Annotated in this window: 18 protein-coding genes; 9 read left to right on the plus strand and 9 right to left on the minus strand. The window is 72.1% G+C overall.

The features are described 5' to 3' along the window. Position 1 precedes the first annotated feature (1 nt). Complete coding sequence (locus BLV96_RS19085; RefSeq protein ID WP_208608266.1) at positions 2–883, plus strand: MOSC domain-containing protein; 882 nt, start codon at positions 2–4, stop codon at positions 881–883. Here the strand turns inward: BLV96_RS19085 and BLV96_RS19090 are convergent. Further along, positions 766–1,572 carry an SAM hydrolase/SAM-dependent halogenase family protein gene (locus BLV96_RS19090; protein WP_086675954.1) on the minus strand — a complete coding sequence of 269 codons (807 nt, stop codon included), beginning with the start codon at positions 1,570–1,572 and terminating at the stop codon, positions 766–768. The genes BLV96_RS19085 and BLV96_RS19090 overlap by 118 nt on opposite strands. Positions 1,573–1,619: 47 nt before the next feature. Here BLV96_RS19090 and BLV96_RS19095 point away from each other — a divergent pair, with 47 nt between their 5' ends. The 3 genes from BLV96_RS19095 (at position 1,620) to BLV96_RS19105 (ending at position 3,793) form a co-directional block, all read left to right on the plus strand. Beyond that, the gene (locus BLV96_RS19095) at positions 1,620–2,624 is read left to right on the plus strand and encodes a phosphoribosylaminoimidazolesuccinocarboxamide synthase (RefSeq protein WP_086675953.1); all 1,005 of its coding nucleotides are present in this window, start codon (positions 1,620–1,622) and stop codon (positions 2,622–2,624) included. Further along, positions 2,545–3,009: an NADPH-dependent FMN reductase gene (locus BLV96_RS19100; protein WP_086675952.1), complete on the plus strand. Its 465-nt coding sequence runs from the start codon at positions 2,545–2,547 to the stop codon at positions 3,007–3,009. The genes BLV96_RS19095 and BLV96_RS19100 overlap by 80 nt, the downstream gene beginning before the upstream one ends. A gap of 88 nt (positions 3,010–3,097) precedes the next feature. Then, positions 3,098–3,793: a DUF2334 domain-containing protein gene (locus BLV96_RS19105; RefSeq protein ID WP_208608267.1), complete on the plus strand. Its 696-nt coding sequence runs from the start codon at positions 3,098–3,100 to the stop codon at positions 3,791–3,793. On the opposite strand, the gene BLV96_RS19110 is transcribed toward BLV96_RS19105, so the two are convergent. Genes BLV96_RS19110 through BLV96_RS19120 form a run of 3 tightly spaced genes read right to left on the minus strand, consistent with a single transcriptional unit; the run spans position 3,790 to position 6,164 of the window. Next, entirely contained in the window at positions 3,790–4,425 is a 636-nt protein-coding gene (locus tag BLV96_RS19110; RefSeq protein WP_086675950.1) for an MBL fold metallo-hydrolase, read from the minus strand. The genes BLV96_RS19105 and BLV96_RS19110 overlap by 4 nt on opposite strands. Positions 4,426–4,460: 35 nt before the next feature. Next, positions 4,461–5,228, minus strand: a complete 768-nt coding sequence (locus tag BLV96_RS19115) for a tyrosine-protein phosphatase (protein ID WP_244180317.1) — start codon at positions 5,226–5,228, stop codon at positions 4,461–4,463. A 3-nt stretch (positions 5,229–5,231) separates the two neighbouring features. Continuing rightward, positions 5,232–6,164 (minus strand): ArsR/SmtB family transcription factor, encoded by a 933-nt coding sequence (locus BLV96_RS19120; protein ID WP_167379650.1) that lies wholly within the window; start codon positions 6,162–6,164, stop codon positions 5,232–5,234. 61 nt (positions 6,165–6,225) lie between these two features. On the opposite strand from BLV96_RS19120, the gene BLV96_RS19125 reads away from it, so the two are divergent. After that, positions 6,226–7,365 (plus strand): MFS transporter, encoded by a 1,140-nt coding sequence (locus BLV96_RS19125; RefSeq protein ID WP_086675948.1) that lies wholly within the window; start codon positions 6,226–6,228, stop codon positions 7,363–7,365. 34 nt (positions 7,366–7,399) lie between these two features. Then, positions 7,400–8,896, plus strand: coding sequence for an aldehyde dehydrogenase family protein (locus BLV96_RS19130; protein WP_086675947.1), 1,497 nt, complete (start codon positions 7,400–7,402; stop codon positions 8,894–8,896). 91 nt (positions 8,897–8,987) lie between these two features. On the opposite strand, the gene BLV96_RS19135 is transcribed toward BLV96_RS19130, so the two are convergent. Further along, entirely contained in the window at positions 8,988–10,547 is a 1,560-nt protein-coding gene (locus tag BLV96_RS19135; RefSeq protein ID WP_086675946.1) for a GMC family oxidoreductase, read from the minus strand. A gap of 149 nt (positions 10,548–10,696) precedes the next feature. Here BLV96_RS19135 and purS point away from each other — a divergent pair, with 149 nt between their 5' ends. Further along, positions 10,697–10,936 carry a phosphoribosylformylglycinamidine synthase subunit PurS gene (purS, locus tag BLV96_RS19140; RefSeq protein WP_086675945.1) on the plus strand — a complete coding sequence of 80 codons (240 nt, stop codon included), beginning with the start codon at positions 10,697–10,699 and terminating at the stop codon, positions 10,934–10,936. Beyond that, positions 10,933–11,610 carry a phosphoribosylformylglycinamidine synthase subunit PurQ gene (purQ, locus tag BLV96_RS19145; RefSeq protein ID WP_086675944.1) on the plus strand — a complete coding sequence of 226 codons (678 nt, stop codon included), beginning with the start codon at positions 10,933–10,935 and terminating at the stop codon, positions 11,608–11,610. The genes purS and purQ overlap by 4 nt, the downstream gene beginning before the upstream one ends. Before the next feature lie 110 nt (positions 11,611–11,720). Here purQ and BLV96_RS19150 read toward each other — a convergent pair whose 3' ends face one another. From BLV96_RS19150 to BLV96_RS19160, 3 genes are all read right to left on the minus strand, one after another. Further along, positions 11,721–12,146: a pyridoxamine 5'-phosphate oxidase family protein gene (locus tag BLV96_RS19150; RefSeq protein ID WP_086675943.1), complete on the minus strand. Its 426-nt coding sequence runs from the start codon at positions 12,144–12,146 to the stop codon at positions 11,721–11,723. A 66-nt stretch (positions 12,147–12,212) separates the two neighbouring features. Continuing rightward, positions 12,213–13,958: an ABC transporter ATP-binding protein gene (locus tag BLV96_RS19155; RefSeq protein ID WP_086675942.1), complete on the minus strand. Its 1,746-nt coding sequence runs from the start codon at positions 13,956–13,958 to the stop codon at positions 12,213–12,215. Then, a complete protein-coding gene (locus BLV96_RS19160; RefSeq protein ID WP_086675941.1) occupies positions 13,955–15,589 on the minus strand; it encodes an ABC transporter ATP-binding protein in 1,635 nt (544 codons plus the stop codon). The genes BLV96_RS19155 and BLV96_RS19160 overlap by 4 nt, the downstream gene beginning before the upstream one ends. 347 nt (positions 15,590–15,936) lie before the next feature. Here BLV96_RS19160 and purL point away from each other — a divergent pair, with 347 nt between their 5' ends. Further along, positions 15,937–18,243, plus strand: coding sequence for a phosphoribosylformylglycinamidine synthase subunit PurL (purL, locus tag BLV96_RS19165; protein ID WP_167379651.1), 2,307 nt, complete (start codon positions 15,937–15,939; stop codon positions 18,241–18,243). A gap of 73 nt (positions 18,244–18,316) precedes the next feature. Here purL and BLV96_RS19170 read toward each other — a convergent pair whose 3' ends face one another. Then, positions 18,317–19,378, minus strand: a complete 1,062-nt coding sequence (locus BLV96_RS19170; protein ID WP_086675940.1) for a pentapeptide repeat-containing protein — start codon at positions 19,376–19,378, stop codon at positions 18,317–18,319.

The raw sequence follows: 19,378 nt of genomic DNA on the forward strand, positions 1-19,378 counted from the left end.
CATGGCGAGGATCGCGCGGTTGACGTACTACCCGGTCAAGGGCTGCGCCGGCACCGACGTGCCGGTGGCCGAAGTCGGGCCGGCCGGGCTGGCGCACGACCGCGTCTTCCAGGTCGTCGCGCCCGACGGCGACTTCCGCAGCCAGCGCCGCTACCCGGCGCTGGCCGCGGTCCGCCCGCGCGTCCTCGGTGACCGGCTCGCGCTGTCGGCACCCGGCCGCGACGACCTCGAGATCGACGTCCGGCGGGACGGCCCGCGCCACCCCGGTTCGACGTTTTCCTGGCACGGCGAAGGCATCCACCAGGGCGGCGAAGCCGCGGAGTGGTTCTCGGACCTGCTCGGCCTGCCGTCGGTGCTGATCGGCGTCGCGCCGGACCACGAGCGCGTGACCGGCGGCGAGACCCCCGGCACGGCCGCGTTCGCCGACGGGCACGCGCTGCTCGTCGCCAGTGAGTCCTCTTTGGATGGTCTGAACGCACGCATCCTCGAACGCGGCGGCGAGCCGGTGCCGATGGATCGCTTCCGCCCCAACGTCGTCATCTCCGGCTGGGTCGAGCCGCACACCGAAGACGAGGTCCGCGCGATGACCGCGGGCAGCGCGAAGTTCGGCTACGCCAAGCAATGCGTGCGCTGTACCGTCCCGATGGTCGACCAGGAGACGGGCGAGAAGGCCGGCCCCGAGCCGATCCGCACGCTCGCCTCCTACCGCCGGCACCCCGACGGCGGCGTGATCTTCGGGATGAAGGCGGCCGTCGTCCGCCCTGGTCAGCTCGCGGTCGGCGACGAGGTGATCGTGCACTCCTGGGCCGGCCCGAGCCCGAGCACCGCCGCGGCCGAACCGCCGTTGACGGCGACGGCCAGCCGGCCCGCGGAGTCGGTGTAGAGCACGCTCGCCCCGGCGGGCACGTCGGCGAAGGTCCGCCCGATCTCGGTGGTCACCGCGACCCGCTCGCTGTGCACGGACACCGCGCCCGACAGCCCGGACAGCTCCAGGTCCGCCGGGGTCGCCGCGAGCTGGACGTTGCCGAAGTGGTCGACCGTCAGCACCTCCGACACCAGCTTGCCGGGGAACGCCGCCACGAACGGCTCCGGCAGCTCGACCAGGTCGTCGACGCGCTCGCCGAACTCGGCCGGCGCGACGCCCAGCGCCAGGTGGGCGGCCGCGGGCGCGAAGACGTCCCGCCCGTGGAACGTCGCCGACGTGACCGGCAGCCGCAGCGACGGCTCGGCCAGCTCGTAGGCCGCCCGGACCCCGCCCAGCGCGTGCGCGGCCGGCAGCAGGACGCCGTTGTCCGGCCCGACCAGCAGCCCGCCGCCGGCGACGACGACCACGCCGAGCCGGGTCGTGCCGACGCCCGGGTCGACGACGGCGACGTGCACCGCGGCCGGCAGGAACGGCACGGTCTGGGCCAGCGCCATCGCGCCGTGCCGGATGTCCTGGGGTGGCACTTCGTGCGTCACGTCGATCACCCGCACGGCGGGCGCGAGCCGCGCGATCACGCCGCGGCAGGCCGCCACGAAGCCGTCGCGCAGGCCGTAGTCGGTCGTCACCGAGATCCAGTCGTACGCCATGTGAGCATCATCCATGGTGGCGGAGGGTGCCCGTTAGGGTTCAGCGCGTGACACCCCTCCCCACCTCCGAGCGGCTCGCCTCCGGCAAGGTCCGCGACCTCTACGCCGCGGGCGACGACCACCTCCTGGTCGTCGCCTCCGACCGCATCTCGGCCTTCGAGCGCGTGTTCCCGACCCCCGTCCCGGACAAGGGCCGGGTGCTCACGGCGATGAGCGCGTTCTGGTTCGGCGAGCTGGCCGACGTCGTCCCGAACCACCTGGTCGCCTCCGACGGGCCCCGGATCCCGAAGGCCTTCCGCGGCCGCGCGCTGCTGGTCGAGCGGCTCCGGATGCTGCCGGTGGAGGCCGTCGTCCGGGGCCACCTGGCCGGTCGCGGCTACGCGGAGTACCGCAGGTCCGGGTCGGTGTGCGGGGTCGCGCTGCCGCCGGGGCTCGCCGAGTCCGAGCGGCTGCCGGAGCCGATCTTCACCCCTTCCACCAAGGCGTTCCCCGGCGAGATCGACGAGCACCTCGACTTCGGGACGTTCGCGTCGATCCTCGGCCGCCCGCTCGCCGAGAAGGTCCGCGAAGCCTCGCTCGAGCTGTACCGGCGCGGCGCCGCGCGGGCCCGGGAACAGGGCCTGCTGCTGGCCGACACCAAGTTCGAATTCGGCGTCCGGCGAAACGGCGAGCTCGTGCTCGCCGACGAGCTGCTGACCCCGGATTCGGCGCGCTACTGGCTGGCCGGCGGTCACCCTCCCGGCCGCGCGCGCCCGTCGTTCGACAAGCAGCACGTGCGCGACTGGCTGGTGAACCCGGCGTCGGGCTGGGACTGCGTGTCCCCGCTGCCGCCGCTGCCCCCGGACGTGGTGACGGCCACGCGCGACCGGTACATCGAGGCGTACCACCGCCTCACCGGGCTTTCGCTGGCAGACTGGCCTCGTGATCCTGCTGATCTGCGGCAGCCTGCGAGCAGGCTCGGGCAATGCGGCGGTGCTGGGGACCGTCGCGACCCTCACCGCGAGCAAGACGTACACCGGCCTCGGCGACCTGCCGCACTTCAACCCCGATGACGACCGCGACCCGCTGCACCCGGCCGTCGCGTCGCTGCGGGCGGCGATCAAGGAAGCGGACGCGATCCTGATCTGCACGCCCGAGTACGCGGGCGGCCTGCCGGGCTCGTTCAAGAACCTCCTTGACTGGACGGTGGGCGGCGGCGAGATCTACGGCAAGCCGGTCTCGTGGATCAACGCGTCGTCGGTGGCGGCCCCGACGGGCGGCCGCGACGCGCACGACTCGCTGCGCAAGGTGCTGACGTACGCGGGTGCGAAGATCGTCGACGACGCGTGCGCGCGGATCCCGGTCTCCCGCGCGGACGTCGCCGACGGCCAGGTCGCCGACCCCGACCTGCGCGGCCGGATCGCCGTGGCCGTGCAGCGCCTGCGTGAGGGCGGCTGACGAGAGGGCAGAGTCCCTTCCGGCAACGGTCGTCCGCCCGTTCTGCGCAGTTCACGGCGACGTCAGACGCGTACGTCCCAATGGTCGGGTGGACGCTCGCTTGCTGGTTTCGCTGTCGGGAATCACCCCGCGCACGCTGCACCGGTGCGCCGACCTCGCGGCCGAGCTCGACCGCCGCAAGGTCCCCCTGTCGCTGCTCTACGCCGCTCGCACCGGCGAAGGCCCGGTGACCGAGTGGGTGCGCACGCGCGCCCGCGCCGGCGATTCCGTGCTGCTGCACGGCTACGACCACGCCGTCACGCCCACGCACCGCACGGTGTACCTGGGCAAGAAGGCGGAGTTCGCGACGCTGCCGGCGCACGAGGCGCGGCTGCGGCTGATCGCGGCGAAGGCGGCGCTGGACACCGCGGGCCTGGCTGTCGACGGCTTCGCACCGCCGCGCTGGATCGCCTCCCAGGGCACGCTGCAGGCGCTGGCCGAGCACGGCTTCCGCCTGTGCGCGGACCTCGGCGCGGTCCGCGACCTGGTGACCGGCGAGGTGCGCCGGGCCCGCGTGAGCGAGTTCACGAGCCAGTCGCACCGCACGGAAACGGTGCGCTGCTTCGCGCTGGTGCTGGCGGCGGCGCGCTCGGCCCGCCGGGGCGGGTTGGTCCGGCTGGGGGTGGAAGCCACGGACCTGACCCGCCCCGGCCTCCGCCAGGCGCTGCTGGACGCGGTGGACGTCGCGCTCGAGAACCGCGCGTTCGGCGCGACTTACGGTTCTCTGCGGGCGGTCGCGGCCTAGAACTTCGCGGGCTCGGCCCGGTCGAGGACCTTGATCTCGGTGCCTTCCGGCGCGAGGTTGCCGAAGAGGCCGTAGTGCATGGCCGGGTTGGCGAGCACGGCTTCGTGAATGGGCACGGCCACCCGCGGCGCGACGGCCCGCAGGTAGTCGACGGCTTCGCCGGCCTTGAGCCACGGCGCCCCGGTCGGCAGGCCGAGCACGTCGATCTTCTGCTCGGGCACGAAGAACGAGTCACCGGGGTGGAAGAAGGCACCGTCGTCGAAGACGTACCCGATGTTCGGGATGACGGGGATGTCGGAGTGGATGACGGCGTGCTCCCCGCCGACGGCCTTGATCGAGGTGTCCCCGACGGCGAAGGCATCCCCGACATTGGCGACGTCGAACGGGATGCCGAGCTTTTCGACCTCGGGCGCGGACCCGGGGTCGACGATCAGCTTGGCGTCCGGGTTGGCTTCGATGACCGTCGGCAGCCGCTTGACGTCGAGGTGGTCGAAGTGCTGGTGCGTGACGAGCACGGCGGACAGCTCCCGCTCGCCCTCGAACCCGGTGGAGAACGCCCCGGGGTCGATCAGGATCCGCTCGGAACCGGTCTCCAGCAACAGGCAGGCGTGTCCGAAATGGACGATACGCATGGTTGGTTCTCCTTAACGGGGGGTCGTTTTCCAGCCTAGTCCTGGTTCACCAGCCGCTGCCGGATCGCGGCGAGGTCCTCGTGGGCGACCCCCGCGTCGAGGAGGTACCGCTCGACGTCGAACCCGGCGAGGGTGTCCCGGACGGCGGCCGCGGTCGTCGTGCCCCGCTCGGCGAGGACTGCCGCGATGGCCGGCCCCTGGTCCTCGGCGCCCATCGCGGCGAACAGCGGTTTCACGGCCTCGGCGGACAGGTCGTAGTCCGCGGCGATGACGCCGGGTTCGACGTCCGCCAGCGCCAGCAGCAGGAGTGCGACGAGCCCGGTCCGGTCGCGCCCGGCGCCGCAGTGGAACAGGACACCGCCGGGCGCGGACCGGGCGATCGCGGTCATCACCCCGGCGCAGCGATCGGCCTTCCGGTCGAGGAACCGGCGGTAGTAGAGCGGGGTGCCGTTCAGCCGTTCGCGGTTGACGGACCGCCAGAACTCGAGGTCGGCGATGTCGTCGAGGGGAACCTCCACGCGGTCGAGGCCCAGCGGTGTGGTCGGACCGGCGGCGGTGAACCGCGCGGAACCCGCCAGCGCCGTCGGGGCGTCCGCCGTCGGCCGGATCTCGTCGGCGTTGCGCAGGTCGATGACGGTCCGGACGCCGGCCGCCCGCGCCTGGGCCCAGCCGGTTTCGGTCACGAATCGCAGGTCCGCGGCCCGGAAGAACGCACCGCGGCGAGTCGTGCCGCCCGATCTCGTCGGCAGGTCGCCGAGGTCCCGCGTGTTGTGGAAACCTTCCCAAGCCACGGCTCTGTCCATGCGTCACAGTTTGCCGGTCAGCAACGCGTCGCCCAGCTCCGTGCGTCGGTACAGCACCCGGTGCCCCCGGCGTTCCGAAGCCAGCAACCCCGCCCCCCGCAACGCCGTGAGGTGCGCCGAAACCGTCGCCGGGGCCAAGCCGTGCCGCCTCGCCAGCTCCGTCGTCGCCGCCGGGCGGTCCAGGCTCGTCAGCAACAGCGCTCGCGTGCGGCCCAGCACCTCGGCCAGCGCCTCCGGTGGCTCGGTCGGGGATGTCCACAGCGCGGCCACGCCCCGCGCCGGGTACAGCAGCGAAATCTGCCACGGCGGAACCGTCACCACGCCGACGTTCGGCCACGCGAACACCGCCGGGATCAGCAGCAGCCCGCGCGCGTCCCGCTCCAGCCGCTCGCGCGCCCGGACGTCGACCAGCACCGACGTCTCCGACAGCCGGACCCGCGGGTGCAACCCGGCCAGCATCGCCGCGATCCCGCCGGACCCCAGCTGCCGCGTCCGGTGCGCGATGTCCGCCGCCAGCAGTTCCCGCAGACGCGGCCACTCCGGGGCCAGCAGCGCGTTCCACACGATCTCGAGCTGGTCGGCCAGCAGGTCGCGCGCGGTCGCCGGGTCGGCCGGCAGCAGCGACAGGTCCGCGTCGACCATCCCCAGCTCCAACGCCACCTGCGCCGGCGGCGTCGCCCGCACGGCCTCGAGCTGCGCCGCGGCCGTCGTCTCCGGGCCGTCGGGCGGCGGGCTCAGGAACTCGGTGATGTAGTGCCGCGCGCCCAGGACCGCGGCCAGCTCGGGGACGTCGGGCACGTCCGACAGCCACGGCAGGTGCGCCGGGTGCCGCCGCAGGCCCAGCAACGTCTGGACGGCGCCCAGCACCTCCTCCAACGGCGAGATCGCGAACCGGACGCGTTGCGCGCCCGCCGCCGTCAGCACTAGCTCGATCATCGGTGATTCGCCCTCACCCGAATCAGTGTGCCTCAGATCGGCGCCACGAGAGCGTGCAGACATGTCGTTGTTCACCCATCGCGCCTACTGGCGCTGGTCGGCGGGCGTCCAGTTCGCCCGGCTCCCGGCCACCATGGCGCCGCTCGCGTTCACCTTGCTGACCACCGCGACGACCGGCTCCTACCGGCTCGGCGGCGTGCTGATGTCGGTCTTCGTCGCCGCGGAGATGGCGTGCGCGGTGCCGGTCGGCCGGCTCCTCGACCGCGTCGGCCCTGCGCGCGGCCTGCCCGCGCTGCTCCTGCTGACCGCCGCCGGGTACGTCGTGCTGGCGCTGGCCGCCGACGCTCCCGCGCCCGTCCTGATCGCGCTCGTCCTGCTACCCGGCATCGCGGGCGGCGCGCTTTCGGGCGGCTTCCGGACGCTGCTCGCCGACACCGTCGACGACGAGCTGCTGCCGCGCGCGATCTCCGTCGACGCGATGCTCCTCGAAGGCGTGCTCATCGGCGGTCCGGCGCTGGTCGCGCTGCTCGACCTGGCCGGCACGTTCGTCCCGCTCGCCGCGATGGCGGTCGCGTGCCTGGCGGCGGCGCTGCTCGTCCCCCGTGGTGTCCGTGAGCACGAACGGGTGGAATCCGAGGGCGACGGCGCCCCCGCGCGGCTCGCCACCTACCTGCCGTGGCTGGGCTGCGCGTTCACCGTCGGGCTGCTGCTGTCGACGATCGAGGTGGCGCCGCTCCCGCTGGTCCAGCGGCTCGGCGCGCCCGAGACGGCGGCGCCGGTCGTGATCGCCGTGCTGAGCGGGGCGAGCATCCTGGGCAGCGCGCTCTACGCGTGGCGCGGGAAGACCGGTGACCCGCGGCTGTTCCTCGCCGGGTTCGTCGTCGGCGGGCTCACCCTCGCGGGCGGCCTCGGCTGGGCCGGGCTCCTCGGCTCGGTGGCCCTGATCGGCGCCTGCACGGGTCCGCTGGTGGCCGCGACCTCGGTCAACCTGCAACGCCTGCTGCCGAAGAACCGCAGGTCAGCGGGGTTCTCGCTGAGCTTCACGGTCCAGGCGGCCGGCTTCGGGCTCGGATCGCTGGCGGTGGGCGTGCTGCCGCTGTGGGTCACCCCGTTGTTCGGTGTCTTTGCCGCGGCGATCGCCGGTGGAATGCTGGTGGCGAAGCCCGCACGAGCTATTGGCACGGTGTCAGTAACGTCGTAACCTGGGCTGACCCGCGACCTCCAGGGAGACGCCGATGACTGCCGTCCAGCCGAAGCCGACGTCGGTCGGCGAGACCTTCGACTCGCTCAGCCCGGCGACCGACGAGGTGGTCGGAACCTATCCCGTCCACACCGCCGAGGACGTCCAGGCGACCGTCGAGCGAGCGCGTGTCGCGGCGAAGTGGTGGGAAGAGCTGGGCTTCGCGGGGCGCGCCGAGCGGCTTCGTGCGTGGAAGGGCGTGCTGACGCGGCGGCTGCCGCAGCTGTGCCAGGTGGTCCGGGACGAGACGGGCAAGCCGATCGCGGACGCGCAGCTCGAGAGCGTCCTGGCCATCGAGCACATCGCGTGGGCGGGCAAGCACGCGAAGAAGATCCTCGGCAAGCAGAAGCGTTCGGCCGGCCTGCTGATGTCGAACCAGGCGGCGACGGTCGAGTACCAGCCGCTGGGCGTGGTCGGCGTGATCGGCCCGTGGAACTACCCGGTGTTCACGCCGCTGGGCTCGATCGCGTACGCGCTCGCGGCGGGCAACGCGGTGGTGTTCAAGCCGAGCGAGTACACGCCGGGTGTCGGCAAGTGGCTGGTCGACGCGTTCGCCGAGATCGTCCCGGAGCAGCCGGTGCTGCAGCTGATCACGGGCTTCGGCGAGACGGGCGCGGCGCTGGTCGGCGCGGGTGTCGACAAGATCGCGTTCACCGGCTCGACGGCGACGGGCAAGCGCATCATGGCCGCGGCGGCGGAGACGCTGACCCCGGTGGTCATCGAGGCGGGCGGCAAGGACCCGGTCCTGGTCGACGCGGACGCGGACCTCGACGCGGCGGCCGACGCGACGGTCTGGGGAGCGTTCTCCAACTCGGGTCAGACCTGCATCGGCGTCGAGCGGGTGTACGTCCACGAGAAGGTCCACGACGAGTTCGTCGCGAAGGTGGTCGAGAAGTCGAAGGACGTGCGCGCGGGCTCGGACGAGGCCGCGCAGTACGGCCCGGTGACGATGCCGTCCCAGCTGGGCGTGATCAAGAGGCACATCCAGGACGCCCTGGCCCGAGGCGGCAAGGCGGTCCTGGGCGGCGAGGACGCGGTCGGCGACCGGTACGCGCAGCCGACGGTGCTGGTCGACGTCCCGGAGGATTCGGAAGCGGTCACGGAGGAGACGTTCGGCCCGACGGTGACGATCGCGAAGGTCGCCTCGATGGACGAAGCGGTCGAGAAGGCGAACAGCACGAAGTACGGCTTGGGTTCGACGGTGTTCTCGAAGTCCCGCGGGGTGGAGCTGGCGGAGAAGCTGCGCACGGGGATGACGGCGATCAACGCACCGCTGTCGTTCGCGGGAATCGCGTCGTTGCCGTTCGGCGGCGTGGGCGACTCGGGCTTCGGCCGCATCCACGGCCCGGAGGGGCTGAGGGAGTTCGCCCGCACGAAGGCGATCGCCCGGCAGCGGTTCACGGCCCCGCTGACGTTGACATCGTTCAGCCGCAAGGAGTCCACGGACGCACTGGTGGCGAAGCTGGTGACAATCCTGCACGGCAAGCGCTGACGCGGTTCGGGGCTGTGGACAACTCGCGTCCACAGCTCCGAAATTGTCGGTGGCCCCCGGTAAAATGGTTACCGGGGGGCGCGGCCCGCCCTCACCGCCCGCGAATCAGATCCGCGCCCTTCTCCGCCACCATGATCGTCGGCGCGTTAGTGTTCCCGCGCGGCACCACCGGCATCACCGAAGCGTCCACCACCCGTAGCCCCTCAACGCCCCGAACCCGCAGCTGCGGATCGACCACCGACCCGATCGAGCAAGTCCCGACCGGGTGATAAAGCGTCTGCGTGTTCTCACGGATGTGCTCAGCCAGCTCGGAATCGCTCAAATCGTGCCGCGCCGGCAGGAACGGCTGGTCCAGGAACCGCTTCAACGGCCCGGAGCGTCCGATCTCGATCAGCGCCCGCAACCCGGCCACCATCTTGTCCATATCGGACGATTCCGCGTAGTACGCCGGGTCGATTTCCGGCTTCCACAACGGGTTCGCCGACTTCAGCCGCAGCCGGCCGCGGCTCGCGACGTCCACCAGCGTCGCCGCCGACGTGAACCCGGGGACCGTCGGCTCGCGCATCCCGTTGTCGTAGAACAACGTCGGCGCGACGTGGATCTGCATGTCCGGCGCCGGCAGCCCGTCGGTCGTCGGGAAGAACGCGCCCGCCTCGCCGATGTTCGAAGCCAGCGGCCCGCGCTTCGTCAGCTGGTAGCGGACGAGACCGCCCGGCGTCGCCGCGTCGACGAGGTCGGTGGTGCCGCGCGTCGACCAGATGATCCCGCACGCCGGGTGGTCGTGCAGGTTCTCGCCGACGCCGGGCAGCGCGGCGACGACGTCGATGCCGTGCTCGCGCAGGTGTTCGGCCGGGCCGACGCCGCTCACCATCAGCAGCTGCGGCGAGTTCACCGCCCCACCCGAAAGAATGACTTCGGCCGACGCGCGCGCGGTCGTTTCGACACCGTTGTCCAAATAGGACACGCCGACCGCGCGCGTCCCCTCGAACACGATCCGGGTGGCGGGCGCGCACGTCTTCACCGTGAGGTTCGGCCGCTCCATGGCGGGCCGCAGGTACGCGTCCGCGGTCGACCAGCGACGGCCCTTTTTGCAGGTGACCTGGTAGACGCCGGCGCCCTCCTGGCTCTCACCGTTGAAGTCGTCGGTGCGCTTGAGCCCCCACGCGACGGCGGAGTCGACCCAGGCCGTCGACAGCTCGTGGGTGAAACGGCGGTCCTCGACGTGGAGCGGGCCGTCGGTGCCGTGCAGGGGCCCGTCGAGCCGCTGGTTGCCCTCGGCGCGCTTGAAGTACGGGAGGACGTCGTCCCAGCCCCAACCTTCGGCGCCGTGGGAATCGCGCCAGCCGTCGTAGTCGGCGCGGTTGCCGCGGATGTAGATCATCGCGTTGATCGAGGAGCAGCCGCCGAGCATCTTGCCGCGCGGCCAGTAGGCCGTCTTGCCGGTGTGCTTCTGCTCGACGGTCTCGTAGTTCCAGTCCCACTTGGTCTTGAACAGCGACGGGAACGCGGCCGGGATGTGGATTTCGTCGGCGGTGTCCGCCGCGCCCGCTTCGAGCAGCAGGACCTGGGCCGACGGATCTTCGGTGAGCCGGTTCGCCAGCACGCACCCGGCGCTCCCGGCGCCGACGATCACGTAGTCGTAGGAGTCCACGGTGCCTCCACAGCTGTTGGCGCGATGTCAACGACTCATCATGGCGCAGGTCGGCGCGTACGGCCAGTCTAGGTCCTCGCGGGCGGCCGAACTGGGTGAACTATGCTCGGGAGGTACCCACGACCTGCGTGAATAAGGAGCAGCCTGCCGTGGCCCGAGTCGTCGTCGACGTCATGCCGAAGCCCGAAATCCTCGACCCGCAGGGGCAGGCCGCGCTCGGCGCCGCCGGTCGCCTGGGGTTCACCGGGATCAAGGAGATCCGCCAGGGCAAGCACTTCGAGATCGAGGTCGACGACACGGTCGACGACGCGACGCTCGAAAAGATCGCCGAGGGCTTCCTCGCGAACCCGGTCATCGAGCAGTGGACGATCACGCGGGTGGACGCGTGAGCGCGCGCATCGGCGTCATCACGTTCCCGGGCACGCTCGACGACGGCGACGCGGCCCGCGCGGTCACGTACGCCGGCGCCGAAGCGGTGCCGCTGTGGCACGCGGACGAGAACCTGCACGACGTCGACGCGGTCGTCGTCCCGGGCGGGTTCTCCTACGGCGACTACCTGCGCGCGGGCGTGATCGCCCGGTTCGCGCCGGTGATGACGCCGGTGATCGAGGCGGCGCGCGGCGGCATGCCGGTGCTCGGGATCTGCAACGGGTTCCAGATCCTCTGCGAGGCCGGCCTGCTGCCGGGCGCGATGATCCGCAACCAGGGCCTGCACTTCATCTGCCGCGACCAGTGGCTGCGGGTGGAGAACACGGACACGGCGTGGACCACGCGCTACGACGACGGCGCCGAGATCCTCATCCCGATGAAGAACATCGACGGGTGCTACATGGCCGAGCAGTCCACTTTGGACGAGCTGGAGGCCGAGGGGCGCGTGGTGTTCCGGTACGTCGGGGGGAACCCGAACGGATCGCGCAACGACATCGCCGGGATCCGGTCGGAGAACGGCCGGGTCGTCGGGCTGATGCCGCACCCGGAGCACGCGATCGACGCGTTGACCGGGCCGTCGGACGACGGGCTGGGCATGTTCTTCAGCGCGGTGGACGCGCTGGTCAAGGCCTGACGCCGGGAGCCGGGGGACGGGCCTCGCCCCCCGGTCACCAGTTTACCGGCGACCACCGACAAAACCGGCGCGGTTCCGGGACCGTGGACTCAAGTTGTCCACAGCCCTGTTCAGCCCTTGCTCTGGTCGTTGGACAGCCACTTCTCCGGCCGCACCCGCACGAGTACCGACCGCTCCCCGAGCGCCGAGTCGACGTACGCCGTCGCCTGCTCCTCCGGCCAATACCGCCCCGCGATCCGCAACGCCTGCTCGCGCGTCGGGGGCTTGTCGTTCGCGACCACCGGGCCCTCGACCGTCACGTACTTGTACGGCGGGTTCTCGTCCTGCACCGCCAAGCTCAACCGGCCGGCCACGCTGATCGCGCGGTCCTTCACCGTGTCGCGCTCCATCCAGATCAGCACCTCGCCGCCCGGCGAGTAGTCGTACCAAACCGGGACCGCCAGCGGGGCCCGGCCGGCGCGCTCCACCGCCAGCACCCCCACGTGCACCCCGCTCAGGAACTCTTCACGCTCGGCCGCGGTCATCACGAACGACATGGCACTCCCCAGGTAGACGATCACCTACCTGGGGAGCAACCACCCCAGCACTCCGGACATTCCGGACTACGAAGCCGCCGCCACCAAACGGGCGTACGAGCCGCCCGCGGCCAGCAGCGACGCGTGCGGGCCCAGCTCCGTGATCCGGCCGCCCTCGACCACCGCGACCCGGTCCGCGGCCGCCGCCGTGTGGAGGCGGTGGGCGATCGCGATCACCGTGCGCCCGGACAGCACGCTGTTCAGCGACTTCTCCAGGTCGCGCGCCGAGCCCGTGTCCAGCAGCGACGTCGCCTCGTCCAGCACCAGCGTGTGCGGGTCCGCCAAGACCACGCGGGCCAGCGCCAGCTGCTGCGCGATCGCCGCCGGGACCGGGTGCTCGCCCGAGCCCAGCTTCGTGTCGAGCCCGTCCGGCAAGGAGGAAACCCAGTCGGACGCGCCCGCCGAAGCCAGCGCCGCCAGCAGTTCGTCGTCCGTCCAGTCGCCGCCCGCGCGCCGCGCCGGCAGGGCCAGGTTCTGCCGCAGCGTTCCCGAGAACACGTGGTGCTCCTGGGTCAGCAGCAGGACCTCGCCGCGCAGGACGTCGTCGGCCAGCGAAGACACGTCCTGGCCGCCGATCCGGACCGAGCCCGACGACGGCGCCGCGATGCCCGCCAGCAGCCGGCCGAGCGTCGACTTGCCCGCGCCGGACGGCCCGACGATCGCCAGCCGCTCGCCGCGCGGCACCCGCAGGTCGATGCCGTGCAGCACCTCGCGGTCGGCCGTGTACGCGAACCGGACGCCGTGGACGTCGATGTCACGCCCGCGCGGCACCTCCGTCACCTTCGGCGACTCCTCGACGGCCACCTCGCGGATGCCCAGGATCCGGCGCGCCGCGGCCGCCGCGACCTGCAGGTCCTCCAGCCAGAACAGCGCCTCGTTCAGCGGCGCCGACATCGCCTGGACGTACAGCAGCATCGTGGTGATCTCGCCGAGCCCGGCCCAGCCGCGCGTGTACGCGAGCAGCCCGAGCGGCAGCATGACCGCCAGCGGCAGCACGTAGCTGATCTCCAGCGACGGCAGCCACCGCAGCTGCAGCGCCCGCATCCGCCGCTCACCGAGGATGCTCTGGTCCAGCGCCTCGTACGCCGCGTCGACGCGCCGCTCGGTCAGCCCGAGCGCCTCGACCGTGCGCGCGCCCTCCGCCGTCTCGTGGACGCTCGTCGTCAGGTCCGCCCAGCGGTCGAGCATCCACTGCATCAGCGCCGGGATCCGCCGCTGGTACCAGACGTTCACGCACAGCAGCAGCGGCACCGCGACCAGCAGGCTCAGCGAGAGCAGCGGGGACGTCACCACCATCGCGACGACCGTGAACACGACGGTCACCGCCGCGATCAGGATCTCCGGCGCCGCGAACCGCGCCGCGTGGTCGATCCGGCCGAGGTCGGTGGTGGCGCGGCTGAGCAGGTCGCCGGTGCCGGCCGCCTCGACCGTGCCGAGCGGCAGCTGCAGCGCCGTCCCGACGAACTCCTCGCGCGTCTCGGCCAGCACCAGCTCGCCGAACACCGCGCCGCGCATCCGCGCGATCTTCCGCGCGACCGCCTGCAGCACCAGGATCCCGACGAAGACCGCCGCCAGCACGTCGACGTGACCCGTCGTCGTGCCGGCCGCGACGTCGTCGACGAGCGCGCCGAGCAGCTGCGGCCCGGCCAGGCCGATCAGCGTGGCCACGGCCAGCGCGCCCAGCAGCAGCCCGAACTCGCGCTTGTGGGTCGCCGCCGTTTTCAGCGCCCAGTGCCGGACGTCCCGCCGGGACGCCGTGGGAAGCCGTTTCACACCGTCACCCCCTTCGCGGTGAAGACCTCGTCGGCCACATGTGTCCACAGTGGACTCTGGCTGAACACCACCGTCGTCTTGCCGCGGCGCAGGGCCGCGACGCGCTCGGTGATGCGTGCCTCCGTGTGCGCGTCGACCGCCGACGTCGGCTCGTCGAGCACCAGCACGTCGGCGTCGACCGCCAGCGCGCGGGCCAGGTTCAGCCGCTGCCGCTGGCCGCCGGACACCTCTCGCCCGCGCTCGCCGATCACCTCGTCGACGCCGTCGGGCAGGGCGTCGACGATGTCGTCGGCGTCGGCCGCGTACAGCGCTTCGGTGATCCCGACGCCGCTCGGCCGCGCCGGCGCCAGCTGCTCGCGCAGCACGCCCGAGAACCAGATGTCCTGGTTGTGCGCGTAGACGATCCGGCGCCGCAGCTCCGTGAGCGCGACCTGGTCCGCTCGGACGCCCCCGACCAGCACCTCTTCGCCCTCGGCCGGGTCGGCGAAGCGCGCCAGCCGGTCGGCCACCGCCTCGCCGTCGGCGCCGAAGTCGACGACCGTCAGCCGCCCGGCCGCGACCCGGACGCCGGACTCGGAGTCGAGCAGTTCCAGCGGCCCGTCGGGCAGCCGGACCGGCGTCTCCGGGTCCGCCAGCTTCGGGTGGATCGCCAGCAGCGCGACGACCTTCCGCGCCGCGACCAGGCCGGACGTGATCGCCCCGACCGCCTCGGTCGCGGCGGTGACCGGCCAGATCAGGAACGCCGAAACGCCGTAGAACGCCACGAGCTGCCCGACGCCGATCTCCCCGGCCACGGCCAGCCGCGCGCCCAGCCAGGTGATCACCACGGTGACCAGGCCGGGCATCGCGATCTCCGCCGCGGCCAGCCACGCTTCGGCCTGGCCGACCTCGATGCCGGCCCGCCGGACCCGCTGGCTCGTCTCGCGGAAGCGGCTGAAGAACCGCCGCTCGCCGCCGATGCCACGCAGGATCCGCAGGCCGGACACGATGTCCGCGCCGAGCGCGTTGACGTCGCCGCGCTTCTCGCGCTGCTTTGCCTTGCGCTTCTGCAGCGGGGCCAGGAGCGGCCCGATGCCCAGCACCGCGACCGGCACGCCGACCAGCGCGACCACGCCGAGCAGCGGCGACGTCGAGAGCAGCCACACGGCGACCACGACGAACGCCAGCAGCGAGCCGAACGCCCGGCCGGTCATCTCGACGGTGTTGCCGATGTGGTTGACGTCGGTCGTGGAGATCGCGACGAGGTTGCCGGTGGTCGTCTTCTCGCGCAGGCCGGCGCCGACGCGCGTGGTGTGCGCCGACACCGCGCGCTGGGTCGAGCCGGCGCCGTGCAGCCACAGGCCGTAGTTGAGGAAGTGCAACCAGGTCCCGGTCAGCGTCTGCACCACCCCGAGCAGGGCGGCGGCCAGCGCCCAGCGCCAGACGCCGGGGCCGTCGTGCGCGCTGACGGCGCCGATGCCCTGGCCGATCACCAGTGGCACCAGCGCACCGGGCAACGCCCACACGACACCGAGCGCGGCGGCGCCCAGCACCGTGCCGAGCCGGGCCCGGAACACGGCGAGCAGGAAGCGGCTCGCGCTCGGCCGCGCGGGCAGCCGCAGCGGCGGAAAGGGATACGTGGCGGAAAGCACGATTCCCGACGGTAAGCCGCCGACCAGCGGAAGGCGACCGATTTTCCGGCGCGCGCACCCCGGCTGCCGCACCCGGGCCCTCGGGGGACCCCCGGTTTCAACGCTACTCGCGGGGTCCGACAGTTTCGGGTTCGCGAACCCGGCTTGTCCACAGGCTCGCGCCCGAACCCGCGGGGGGACCCCCGGTTTCAACGTTACTCGCGGGGTCCGACAATTCCCGGCCCGCGGACCCGGGTTGTCCACAGGGCGCGCGCCCGGTGTCGTCTCGCTCACACCCGCCGGCGGCCGCTCGATCCCCGCGGGCCCACCGTCCGGAGGGCCCGGGAGCGCCCCGTATCCTGGCGGCCGTGGCGAACCCTGACACGGACACCGTGACCAGCACCGTTGACACCACCGAGCGCGCCGGGGCGACCCCGGACCACAGCCAGCCCTACCGCGAACTGGGCCTCGCCGACGACGAGTACGCCCGCATCCGGGAGATCCTCGGCCGCCGGCCCACCGACGCCGAGCTGGCCATGTACTCGGTGATGTGGAGCGAGCACTGCTCCTACAAGTCCTCCAAGAAGCACCTGCGGTACTTCGGGGAGACCGCCACCGACGAGATGAAGGCCAAGATGCTGGCCGGCATCGGCGAGAACGCCGGCGTCGTCGACATCGGCGAGGGCTGGGCGGTCACCTTCAAGGTGGAGAGCCACAACCACCCGTCCTATGTGGAGCCCTACCAGGGCGCCGCGACCGGCGTCGGCGGCATCGTCCGCGACATCATGGCCATGGGCGCGCGGCCCCTCGCGGTCTCCGACGCGCTGCGCTTCGGCCCGGCCGACGCCCCCGACACCAAGCGCGTGCTGCCCGGCGTCGTCGCGGGTGTCGGCGGCTACGGCAACTGCCTCGGCCTGCCGAACATCGGCGGCGAGCTCGTCTTCGACCCGTCCTACTCGGGCAACCCGCTGGTGAACGCGCTGTGCGTCGGCGCGATGCGCGTCGAGGACCTGCACTTGGCGTTCGCGTCCGGCACCGGCAACAAGATCATCCTGTTCGGCGCCCGCACCGGCCTCGACGGCATCGGCGGCGTTTCCGTCCTCGCGAGTGACACCTTTTCGGGTGACGAGTCCTCGGGTGGCCGCAAGAAGCTGCCGAGCGTCCAGGTCGGCGACCCGTTCACCGAGAAGGTGCTCATCGAGTGCTGCCTCGAGCTGTTCGCGCAGAAGCTCGTCGTCGGCATCCAGGACCTCGGCGGCGCCGGGCTGTCCTGCGCGACGTCCGAGCTGGCCGCGGCCGGCGACGGCGGCATGCACATCTACCTCGACCGCGTTCCGTTGCGCGCCACGGGAATGACGCCCGCGGAGGTGCTGTCCAGCGAGTCACAGGAGCGCATGTGCGCGGTCGTCTCGCCGGAGAACGTCGAGGCGTTCATGGCGGTCTGCCGCAAGTGGGACGTCATCGCGACCGACATCGGCGAGGTCACCGACGGCGAGCACCTGGTCATCACGTGGAACGACGAGGTCGTCGTCGACGTCCCGGCGCACACGGTCGCTCACCAGGGCCCGGTGTACGACCGGCCGATCGAGCGTCCGTCCACTCAGGACGCGTTGATCGCGGACACCTCCGCGAAGCTGCCGCGTCCGTCCACTCCGGACGAACTGCGCGCGGACGTGCTTCGCCTGATTTCTTCACCCAACCAGGCGTCCAAAGAATGGGTGACGTCGCAGTACGACCGTTACGTGCGCGGCAACTCCGTGCTCTCGCAGCCGTCCGACTCGGGGATGATCCGGATCGACGAGTCGAGTGGCCGCGGTGTCTCGGTCGCGACGGACTGCAACAGCAAGTTCGTCTACCTCGACCCGTACCGCGGCGCGCAGCTGGCGCTGGCGGAGGCGTACCGCAACGTGGCGACGGGCGGCGCGACGCCGGTGGCGGTGTCGGACTGCCTGAACTTCGGCGCGCCGACGGACCCGGGCGTGATGTGGCAGTTCGAGCAGGCCGTGCACGGCCTCGCGGACGGCTGCGTCGAGCTGGGCATCCCGGTGACGGGCGGCAACGTGAGCTTCTTCAACCAGACGGGCTCGACGGCGATCTTGCCGACACCGGTGATCGGCGTCCTCGGCGTGATCGACGACGTGACCCGCCGCATCCCGACGGGCATCGGCGCGGAGGCGGGTGAAACCCTGCTGCTGCTGGGCGAAACGCACGACGAGCTGGACGGTTCGGCGTGGGCTCGCGAGCTCCACGGCCACCTCGGCGGCGTCCCCCCGCGCGTGGACCTCGCGCGCGAGAAGCTGCTGGGCGAGATCCTGGTGGCGGGTTCCCGCGACGGCATGATCTCGGCGGCCCACGACCTGTCCGACGGCGGCCTGATCCAGACCCTGGTCGAGACCGTCCTCATCGGACAGTGCGGCGCGCGCGTCTTCCTCGACGACACCCAGGACCCGTTCGTCCAGCTGTTCTCCGAGTCGGCGGGCCGCGTGCTGGTGGCGGTCCCGCGCACGGAGGAGCTGCGCTTCACGGAGATGTGCACGGCGCGGGGCTTGCCGTGGCGCAAGACGGGCGTGGTGGACCCGGATTCGGGAACGCTGGAACTGCAGGGCATCACGGAGTTCCCGCTGGACGAGCTGCGCACGGCGTGGGAGAGCACGCTCCCGGCCCTGTTCGACTGAGTCCTGTGGACAGCTGACCGGAGGGCACCGGCTTTTGTCGGTGCCCTCCGCTAGCGTGGAAAACGGGGGCTGCTCAGCCGGCCTTGGCGACAATCCGGGAGTCCCCGTCCCGGAGTTCTTCCAGCCGCCAGCCGCCGGGCAGCTCAACTTCCTTCTCCGCCCGAACCCGCGTGTTGTACAGCGAAACCGCCGAAGGCAGCGAAGCGAACCGCAGATCCGTCTGCCCGCCGAACGACGTCCGCCGCAAGTCGAGCTCGCAGGAAGCGACAACCGCCGAGAACACCGCGTCCTTCGCGAACTTCGCGTCTTTGAAGGTCGTCTTCCCGGCGAACGTCGTCTCGGTGAAGTCGGCGTCCTCGCCGAAAGCCGTCCCGCTGAACCAAGCGTGGCTCTCGAACACCGCGCCGCGGCAACGGAAGTAGCCGACCAGCCGCCCCTTCGCCGTGCCCGCGGCGGTGAGGTACACCCGGCCCGTGAACCGGCAGCCGCTGAAGTTGGTGCTGCTGTGCAGCGTCGCGTGCCGCAGCAGCAGGCCGCCGACCAGCTTGCCCGAGAGGTCGAAGTACTCGAGCGTCGCGCCGGTCAGGTCCAGGTCGTACGTCGGGCCTTCGGCGTCACGCGCGGGCAGCAAGTCCGTGACCAGGCGCTGCGCCGTGAGCCGGACCGTCAGTTCGCGTTCCGCTTCCGGATTCGAGTCCTCGGCGCGCGAAAACGGCCGCCGCAAGTACGAACACAGGACGTCCAGCACCGTCTGCGTGTACGCCGGCCGGCTCCGCGCCAGCCCCGCCAACGCGTGCAGCGCCCCGACGCGCACCTGGTCGGCGGTGTGGCCCAGCAGCTCCACGGCCTTCGCGAACCGTTCGTCGGCCACCCGCTCGCGGTCCTGCTCGGCGCGTTGCGCCTCCAGCTCGTGGCGGCGCTGCTCGATCTCCTGGCGCCCTTCTTCGACGCGGCGGCGCCGGTCGTTCAGCCACAGCGCGTACAACGCGACGACCGCGCCACCGGCGAGGCCACCCGTCTTCAGCGCGTCACTGCGGCTGGTGGCGGGGTCGGTCAGCAACCAGCCGCCGACGCCCGCCAGCAGGACCACCGACGCGAGGAACGTCCACGCCAGCGGTGATCGCCACAGCTTCAC

It is taken from the genome of Amycolatopsis pretoriensis (genome assembly GCF_900107925.1).
GTDB lineage: Bacteria > Actinomycetota > Actinomycetes > Mycobacteriales > Pseudonocardiaceae > Amycolatopsis > Amycolatopsis pretoriensis.